This is a genomic window from Sporomusa acidovorans, from assembly GCF_900101845.1.
GTDB classification, from domain to species: Bacteria; Bacillota; Negativicutes; order Sporomusales; family Sporomusaceae; genus Sporomusa; species Sporomusa acidovorans.
Genome location: NZ_FNAM01000091.1, coordinates 1 through 7,282, shown reverse-complemented (window position 1 = coordinate 7,282; position 7,282 = coordinate 1). Strand labels below are relative to the sequence as shown.

The 7,282-nt window shown below is 44.7% G+C and carries 5 protein-coding genes and 1 pseudogene; 5 read left to right on the top strand and 1 reads right to left on the bottom strand.

Features of this window, described 5'->3' with window-relative positions; translation table 11 throughout:
* Positions 1–237, bottom strand: a 237-nt coding sequence (locus BLR65_RS29320) for a hypothetical protein (protein ID WP_218130680.1), incomplete at its 3' end; no start/stop codon positions are given.
* 214 nt (positions 238–451) lie between these two features.
* Between BLR65_RS29320 and BLR65_RS28220 the strand changes: the two genes are divergently transcribed.
* The 5 genes and pseudogenes from BLR65_RS28220 to BLR65_RS28200 form a co-directional block, all read left to right on the top strand.
* Complete coding sequence (locus tag BLR65_RS28220; RefSeq protein WP_245693103.1) at positions 452–1,603, top strand: glycerophosphodiester phosphodiesterase; 1,152 nt, start codon at positions 452–454, stop codon at positions 1,601–1,603.
* A 359-nt stretch (positions 1,604–1,962) separates the two neighbouring features.
* Positions 1,963–3,888, top strand: coding sequence for a PrkA family serine protein kinase (locus tag BLR65_RS28215; protein ID WP_093798089.1), 1,926 nt, complete (start codon positions 1,963–1,965; stop codon positions 3,886–3,888).
* Positions 3,889–3,903: 15 nt separating this feature from the next.
* On the top strand, positions 3,904–5,076 hold the full coding sequence (gene yhbH, locus BLR65_RS28210) for a sporulation protein YhbH (protein WP_093798087.1): 1,173 nt from the start codon (positions 3,904–3,906) through the stop codon (positions 5,074–5,076).
* Positions 5,073–6,371: a SpoVR family protein gene (locus tag BLR65_RS28205; protein ID WP_093798085.1), complete on the top strand. Its 1,299-nt coding sequence runs from the start codon at positions 5,073–5,075 to the stop codon at positions 6,369–6,371. Before yhbH ends, BLR65_RS28205 begins: the two co-directional genes overlap by 4 nt.
* Positions 6,372–6,668: 297 nt before the next feature.
* Positions 6,669–7,282: pseudogene (locus tag BLR65_RS28200) on the top strand (penicillin-binding protein 2); the annotation flags it as partial.

The window sequence follows — 7,282 nt, the reverse complement described above, 5'->3', positions numbered from 1 at the left end:
ACAAATTCCGTGATTTTGGATAAATCGCTGCACCAGACACTGGCTAGGGCTTTTTGCTGGAGCAAAACCGGCTCTAAAAAACCGCGTTTTAAGTAGTGGATTTGCAACTGCTCTTTTAGAAAGTCCTGAAATTGTCGATGAGAACGGGTCGTTTTCAACAAAAAAATCACCACCATCAGCGAAGGTAGACAAAAAGATGTCTTCATCGCGATTATGGGGGCGTTTCAAAAAAGTCAAGTCCCAAATTTTCGACACGTCTATTTTGGAGGAAAACTGCAAAAAGACCAAGGCTAAATGCCTTGATCCATATAATATCTCGGGTTTCCGAGAGAGTACAAGAATTAACAGGGAGGGAGATTAGTTCTACAACAATGCCGTATTGATGAATTTGGACAAATTAAGAAAATTGGGGATATGAGACGGTCAATACAAATTGTTTAGGGGGGTTTATATGAAGAACTTCAGAAATATTTGGAAACATTCGATGATGGTAGGCTTGGCCGCTATAACATTGGCGTCGGGAAGCAGCATGATACGTATCGATAATGTTCAAGCCAAGGCAATACCCCAAATTTTTGATTTGGAGTCCCATCGCGGCGGGCGGGATGCTCGTCCGGAAAATACACTGGTTTCTTTCGCTTATGCGCTGGAGCTAGGCGTAACGACGCTGGAAATGGATATGCAGATGACTAAGGACGGCCACATTGTCATTAGCCATAATCCTTATATGAATCATAATTTGGCCAAGGACGCTAATGGAACGTATGTAAAAAATGGCATGTATGATATCCGTACAATGACGCTGGCGCAAGTAAAACAATTTGATGTGGGAACAATGAATCCTGAAGCCGGCGACTATTACGCGGGACATGGAAAGACTCAATTGTCTGTTCCCGGGACGAAAATGCCTACGTTAGAAGAAGTGTTTGAACTGGTGAACGACTATGGAAACGATAAAGTGTTGTTTAATATTGAGACAAAGTCCTATCCAGACCCCGCATTTCCGGAGGCTAAGAACTCTCCTGACCCGGCTGCGTTTGTCGCCAAATTCTATGAAATCGTAAAAAAATACCATATGGAAGAGCGGGTAATGTTACAGTCCTTTGACTGGAGAACTTTACAGGAAATGAAAAAATTGGATCCTAATATTACGCGGGTAGCCTTAACGTGCGAACAGCCGACCTGGGGGCGTGACAGCGTATGCCGCCAGGTAGGTGAACCTGGTGCTTCTCCCTGGATGGCCGGTCTTGATATCGATGTCTACAAAGGAGATTATATCAAAGCGGCTAAAGCCATTGGGGCGGATGTGGTATCGCCCTATTGGGAAGAGCTATCCAATGAAATGGTCAGTGAAGCTCATGAGTTAGGGATGAAGGTAGTCCCCTGGACAGTTAATAACCCGGATAAAATGAATATGCTGATTGATATGGGAGTAGACGGAATTATTACTGATAAACCCTGGGTGCTGCGTGAACTACTGATCAAAAGGGGAATTGCAGTCGCCGAACCGACAATAAATATCAACAGCCCTTATCATACTGGCATTGGGATAGCAGGGGTAGAGACGGAAAAATTGTGTAAAGGCGGCGATTCTGCCGAGTAATTATTTTGCCATCAACTACTGTATAATAATGGTTGGCGTAGACAGAAAAAGCACTTTCTAGTAAAGTGCTTTTTCTGTCTTGTAAAACTATTCAAAAAGATCTACCGTATTGAATACAAGCTTGCAAACTTAGTTTTTGAATTCATTTAATTGGATGAGCGGCAGCCTTTTGTTTACTTAGTTACCATATTTATATATTGGACAAAGACATAAAGATTTGCTATCTTATTATGTAAATACAAATATCTATTATACAAGGATATATGATAACAAAAATGAAGATTGTTTAGAAGAAAAAATCTTGAAAATGTAACAGACTCTCGCAGGATCCAAGAACTAATGTAAGAGGAGGCTGAGCGATGGCAATCAATTTTAAGGATCTTATTCAAAAAGACAGGGAGGAAAGAAAACACGAACGATTCTCCGGTACCTTGCTTGATTACCTTGAGATTGTAAAAGACAACCCCCAAGTTGCCATGCTTTCTCACCAACGGATGTATGGACTGCTTAGTTCGCCTGGTGTAGAGGTAATGCAAACGGAAGAGATCCCTCGCCTGAAACGAATTTATGGTAATGAAACCATAAAAAAATACGTTTTCTTTAAAGACGACTTCTTTGGTATTGACCAAAGCATTATGAAATTGATGCGTTATTTCCACTCGGCCGCAATGAAAGGAGAAGAATCCAGGCAGGTTCTCTATCTTGTCGGTCCTGTTGGCGCCGGCAAATCTTCTCTCATGGAAGCACTCAAACGGGCGCTGGAAATGGCTCCGCCGATATATGCGATTAAAGACTGCCCCATGCGCGAAGAACCGCTGCATTTAATACCTAAACATCTCCGGAAAGATTTTGAGAAGATACTGGGCGTAAAAATTGAAGGGGACCTCTGTCCTGTTTGCCGGCATCGGTTAAAGAACGAATACGGGGGTGAATTTGAACGTTATCCGGTAACCGTGTCGGAATACTCGATCCGCTCCCGCAAGGGTGTTGGCGTGGTGCCGCCGGTTGACCCTAACAATCAAGATACCTCAGTCCTTTCCGGTTCTATCGATATTAGTAAAATGGACCTGTATCCGGAGGATGATCCCCGCGTATTGTCGCTTAACGGTGCTTTCAACGTAGGCAACCGGGGTATTGTGGAGTTTATTGAGGTATTTAAGAATGACGTTGAGTATCTCCACACGATGATTACCGCGACCCAGGAAAAATCAATTCCTTCCCCCGGTAAGGGATCAATGATCTATTTTGATGGTATTATCCTGGCCCACTCCAATGAATCCGAATGGAACAAGTTTAAATCCGACCATACCAATGAAGCTATCTTAGACCGTATTGTAAAAGTTGAAGTTCCTTACTGTTTGGAACTCGATGAGGAAGTAAAAATTTATCGCAAAATTCTTGGCAACAGTTCCTTTAACGCCCATATTGCTCCCCATACGATTGAAATGGCCTCCATGTTTGCTATCCTCTCCCGCCTTGCTCCGTCCAATAAGGTTGACCCCCTGACGAAGCTGAAGCTGTATAACGGCGAGGAAATCGTCGAAAAAGGTTCGGCCAAGAAAGTGGACATCCTGGAGATTAAGGAAGAAGTAAGCCGGGAAGGTATGACCGGTATTTCTACCCGCTTTATTACCAAAGCACTGGACACCGCCTTATCGGAGTCCGAACATAACTGCATTAATCCGATCGCGGTTATCGATACGTTGATCAAAGCTGTCAAAGAGATGGCGATAGCGGATGACGATCGCAAACGCTATCTTGGCTTTCTGCAAGACACGGTTAAGAAGGAGTACAATAAAATACTGGAAAAAGAAGTCACTAAAGCATTTATCCATGGGTATCAGGAACAAGCCGAAAGCCTGTTCAACAATTACCTTGACCATGCGGAAGCCTTCGTAAACTCCACTAAGCTAAAAGACCGTAACACAGGCGAAGAACTCTCGCCCGATGTAAAGTTTCTTCAGTCTATCGAAGAACAAATCGGCATTGCCGGAACCGCAGCCAATGGCTTCCGCCAGGATGTAACTTCCTACATGTTCTCTGTTATGCGCAGCGGCGGTACAATCAACTATCATAGTTATGAACCGCTCCGGGAAGCAATCGAAAAGAAGCTTACTGCCTCGGTAAAAGAAATTTCCCGGGTTGTAACCAAGGCCCGGGTACGGGATAAAGAGCAAGATTCCAAATTTAACGCTATGGTGGAGGAAATGAAGAAAAACGGTTACTGCGCTCATTGCTGTAATGTTATCTTGAAATACGCGGCCAATAATCTATGGAGGGATTAGGCGGGGAGGGTTACTATGGCACTCTTTAAGGACAAATCAAACACTCCATCCGACCGGTCCCGCTGGGACCGGCAAAGACACCGTCAGCTTGTCGAAGACGCCATTAAAAAAAATATCGGCGGTATTATCGCTGATGAAAGCATTATCGGTCAAAGTAAAGACAAAAAAGTTAAAGTTCCCGTTAAAGGGATTAAGGAATATCAATTCGTTTACGGCAATAATAACACGGGTACAGGGTCCGGTAACGGCGGTGAACAGCGCGGACAGGTTGTCGGCAAGAACAATCCCCAGCAGGGGCAAGGCGCTGGGAACGGGCGAGCCGGTAATGAGCCGGGGGAAGATATTTATGAAACGGAAATTTCTCTTGAGGAACTGGTTCACTATCTGTTCGAGGATCTGCAGCTTCCTGACATGGAGCAAAAGAAATACTCCCTGCTTGAAACCGAACGAAACTATAAAAAGTCCGGTTATCAAAAGAAGGGTATTCCGCCCCGGCTCGCCAAGAAACGCTCTGTTGCTGAGAAGATCAAACGGCACAAGAGTGCGCTGCGCGACGCGGCAGAAAGTACCGTTCCGGAGCGGTTTCCCTTCCGGGAAGACGACCTGCGTTATTTCCGGGTTAAAACTGATACAGATTATCGTTCTAACGCCGTTGTCATTTGCATCATGGATACTTCGGGCTCCATGGACCAGACCCGCAAATATCTGGCTAGATCTTTCTACTTTCTGTTGTACCAGTTCGTAAAATACAAGTACGAGAACGTCGAAGTCGTGTTTGTTGCTCACACTACGGAAGCGCAAGAAGTTAATGAAGACGAGTTTTTCCATAAAGGGGAATCCGGTGGTACCCTTATTTCCAGCGGGTATGAAAAAGCACTCGAAATTATTGAGCAGCGCTATAGCCCTTCGCTCTGGAATGTCTATGCGTTCCATTGCTCTGATGGCGACAACTGGGGTTCGGATAATCAGAAGGCCGTCGAATTGGCTGAGCAGCTCTGCCATGTTTGCAATCTTTTCGGCTATGGTGAAATTTGCCTGAACTCCGGCTGGAGTACGATCCGTAAGGACTATGAGGAACAGATTCATGCCCCCAACTTCGTAATGGCCCGTATTAACTCCAAAGAAGACGTTTGGCCGGCCTTTAAGAGTATCCTCGAAAAAGACGGGTATGGGGGTGAGGAAGAGTGACCGAGTATACAATGGCTGAGCTGGATCAATGGAATACGCTTATCGAGGAATTGGTGCAGGCGGCAGGTCTGGATTGCTATGAACAGCATTTTGAAATTTGTAATTATGAAGATATGCTTTGCTATGAAGCTTATGTAGGGATGCCTTCCCATTATCCGCATTGGAGTTTCGGCAAGTCCTACGAACGTCAGAAAATGTATTATCAGTACAACCTAGCCGGGCTTCCGTACGAAATGGTCATCAATTCCGATCCATGTTTGGCTTATTTAATGAAGGATAACACCCTTTTGCTGCAAATACTCACCATGGCTCATGTTTATGGTCATAACGATTTCTTTAAAAACAACCGCTTATTTACGCGTGACACCCGTGCCGACTTAACGCTGGAAATGTTCAAATGTCATGCTGATCGCGTCCGCAGCTTTATCCAGGACCCTAGTATCGGTCCGGAAAAGGTGGAACGCATTATTGACGCAGCACACGCGTTAAGGTACCAGATCCCCCGCAATGGCGTCAATAGCGCGCCTGCTACCCGCGGGGAGCAGGCTAAGGAAGAATTAATCGGCATGCCCGAACGCTTTAAGAATGATTTACTCGGATTTTTGGCTGAACGTGGTAAGCTTGCTGACTGGGAACGGCACCTGGTCAATATCGTGCGGGAGGAAACCATGTATTTTATTCCCCAGATAGAGACCAAAATTATGAATGAGGGGTGGGCCAGTTACTGGCACTATAACGTTCTTAATGACCTAAAAATGCCGCAGGCCCTCCACCTCGAATTTCTCCAGTGCCACAACAATGTGATTCGCCCTCACCTGGGACGGATAAATCCTTATTTCGTAGGCTTCAAAATGTTTGAGTATCTGGACAAGCAGCATGGCCGGGATTTTATCCTGGCGGTTCGTGCCAGCGAACGTGATCAATCGTTTATTCGCCGGTATCTCAATCAGGAACTATGCAGCGAGCTTCATTTATTTAATTACAAACCGGAAGACGACAATATTGTTATCTCTGCGGTAGCGGATGAGGAAGGCTGGAAAGAAATCCGGGATGAATTGGCCAATTCAGTCGGGCTCGGCAATATTCCCGCTATCTGTCCCAAGGACATCGATAAGGGTACGTTAATACTTGAGCATCTTTATGACGGTCGTGAGTTGGAAATGACGTACGCCAATGAGACACTCAAGTATGCGGTTGACCTCTGGGCCGGACCGGTTAAATTACTAACTATGCTGCAAGACAGAGAAAAAATAATTTATTGTGATGAGAATAAAAAAATTAGTCATATTCTCTAGCTTTTATACCCATATCTTTAAGCAGGCTATCCGGCCTGCTTTTTTTGCCAATAAGGTTCCAATGTAAATGTTGGTAAATGCGGTTGAAGCCTTATCAATGCCGGTATTTCAGGATAATTGTAAAAATATGTTCATTGAGAACAGAAGAGCGATTTGATAGACTAAAATAGTGATCAAACCGAAAGTTACATGGTGCTATTTACCGCCTGTCTAGGGTCGGCTTTTTTTATTATAAAGACGTATGTAGACTATTCAGAAAAATACATATAGCTACAAGCAGGAAAGGGGACGCTTCGTTTGTGGGGAACGCAAGAAAATAGTCGTCTTAAGGTAATGGCTGTCATTCTTTTTATGATCGTTACAGCCATTATAAGCCGTTTGGTATGGCTCCAAATTTTGCACGGAGAAGATTTCCGTGCACAGTCAGATAATAATAGAATTCGCCTTTTGTCTATTACCGCTCCCCGTGGAACCTTCTATGACCGCAATGGCGTTCCCCTTGTTACCAGCCGGCCGGGTTTTTCCGTTTCGCTTGTACCGATATCAGGTCCGATATCGGACGAGGTTATTAATCGGCTGGCGCCGCTTGTGAATATGACGGCAGAGAATATAAAAAAGAAAATAAAAAGTCAGGACAACCCGTTGGCGCCAATCCGGATTAAAGATGATGTGAGTCAGGATATCTTAGCAAAAATCACCGAACGGCAAAGTGAGCTTCCGGGTGTCGTCGTAGAAGTACAGGCAGTTAGAAACTATATAAATCAAGAATTGGCGGCACACCTATTCGGTTATGTCGGCGAAATCAGCGATACAGAGCTGGAAAAGAAAAAGTCCGAAGGCTATCATAACGGCGACTTGGTCGGTAAGTCTGGCCTGGAAAAAGTTTATGACAAGGAAATCCGCGGAGTAAA

What these genes read in the sequence shown, in the direction of transcription:
- yhbH (WP_093798087.1), top strand. Translation starts at nt 3,904, where the DNA reads ATGGCACTCTTTAAGGACAAATCAAACACTCCATCCGACCGGTCCCGC.
- BLR65_RS28215 (WP_093798089.1), top strand. Translation starts at nt 1,963, where the DNA reads ATGGCAATCAATTTTAAGGATCTTATTCAAAAAGACAGGGAGGAAAGA.
- BLR65_RS28220 (WP_245693103.1), top strand. Translation starts at nt 452, where the DNA reads ATGAAGAACTTCAGAAATATTTGGAAACATTCGATGATGGTAGGCTTG.